This window comes from Mycobacterium sp. MUNTM1 (genome assembly GCF_054660795.1).
In genome coordinates this window covers 1-1,803 of the sequence record NZ_BAAGDE010000128.1, presented here as the reverse complement: position 1 = coordinate 1,803, position 1,803 = coordinate 1, and the positions used below count along the sequence as shown (strand labels likewise).

Annotated in this window: 1 protein-coding gene; it reads left to right on the top strand. The window is 65.6% G+C overall.

Going from position 1 to position 1,803, the window contains the following annotated elements; genetic code table 11:
• Nucleotides 1-1,803 (top strand): non-ribosomal peptide synthetase (locus ACYQ8K_RS30005; protein ID WP_459974997.1); only part of this gene is annotated, 1,803 nt, incomplete at both ends.

Sequence of the window (1,803 nt, the reverse complement as noted above, 5' to 3'; positions counted from 1 at the left end):
GCGTTGGGGTGTTCGTTGGTGCCGGTGTCGGTGGTGGGGTTGTTTGGTGGGCAGGTGGGGCGGTCGCCGGGTGCGGTGGCGGTGTCGTGTGGGGGTCGGTCGTGGTCGTATCGGGAGGTTGATGAGGCGGCTAATCGGTTGGCGCGTGTGTTGGTGGGGTGTGGTGCGGGTCCGGGTGTGGTTGTGGCGCTGTTGTTGTCGCGTTCGGCGGAGGCGGTCGTGGCGATGGTGGCGGTGTTGAAGTCGGGGGCGGCGTATTTGCCGATTGATCCGGCGTTGCCGGATGCGCGGGTGGGGTTCATGTTGGCCGATGCGGGGCCCGGGGTTGCGGTGACGAGTGCGGATTTGGTTGCGCGGTTGGGCGGGTTTGGTGGGGTGGTCGTCGATGTGGATGATCCGGTGATCGCGACGCAGCCTGCTACGGCGGTGGCGGTGGCGTCGCCGTTTGATGTGGCGCATGTGATGTATACGTCGGGTACTACGGGTGTGCCCAAAGGTGTTGCGGTCACGCATCATAACGTGACGCAGTTGTTTGATGGCCTGGATTTGGGTTTTGCGTTGTCGGGTCAGCAGGTGTGGACGCAGGTCCATTCGTATGCGTTTGATTTTTCGGTGTGGGAGATTTGGGGGGCGTTGCTGCATGGGGGCCGGTTGGTGGTGGTGCCCGATGCGGTGGCGCGTTCGCCTGAACAGTTGCATGCCTTGTTGGTGCGTGAGGGTGTGACGGTGTTGACTCAGACGCCGTCGGCGGCGGCGGTGTTGTCTGCCGAGGGTCTGGACGGTATGGCGGTGGTGGTGGGTGCCGAGCCGTGTCCGTCTGAGTTGGTGGGGCGGTGGGCGCCGGGGCGGGTGATGGTCAATGTTTACGGCCCGACTGAGACCACTATGTGGGTCTGTCATAGTGCGCCGCTGACCTCGGGGCTGGGTGGGCCGCCGATCGGTTCGCCGGTGACGCGGGCGGCGTTGTTCGTGCTCGACGAGTGGCTGCGTGCGGTGCCGGCCGGGGTGGTGGGGGAGTTGTATGTGGCTGGTCACGGGGTTGGTGTGGGGTATTGGCGGCGCCCGGGATTGTCGGCGTCGCGCTTTGTGGCTTGTCCGTTCGGTCAACCGGGTCAACGTATGTATCGCACCGGGGACCTGGTGTGGTGGGGGCCTGATGGGCAGTTGCGCTATCTTGGCCGCGCTGATGAGCAGGTCAAGGTGCGGGGGTATCGCATCGAGTTGGGCGAAATCCGTGCGGCGTTAAGCGTTTTGGATGGTGTTGAACAGGCGGCGGTGCTGGTTCGTGAAGATCGTGTCGGCGAGAGGCGTCTCGTCGGCTATGTGACTGGAGCCGCTGACCCGGCCGACATTCGGGCCCGGTTGGGTCAGCGGCTCCCCACTTACATGGTGCCGGCGGCGGTGGTGGTGCTCGATGCGCTGCCGCTGACGGTCAACGGCAAGCTGGATACCCGTGCGCTGCCCGCCCCCGACTATCACGGCGGGGATCGATACCGGGCTCCAGAGACCGCCATCGAGGAGATCCTGGCCGGCATCTACGCCCAGGTGCTGGGCCTCGAGCGGGTCGGTGTCGACGACTCCTTCTTCGACCTCGGCGGTGATTCCCTGTCCGCGATGCGCCTCATCACCGCAATCAACACCGGCCTAAACGCCCATCTAGGAGTCCGAGCACTATTCGAGGCACCCACCATCGCCGAATTGGCGCACCGCGTGCAGGGCGGCGTCGGCCGCGCCGACCGGTTGGTGCCCGCCGAACGCCCCGCGCAGCTGCCATTGTCGTTCGCCCAATCTCGCCTGTGGTTC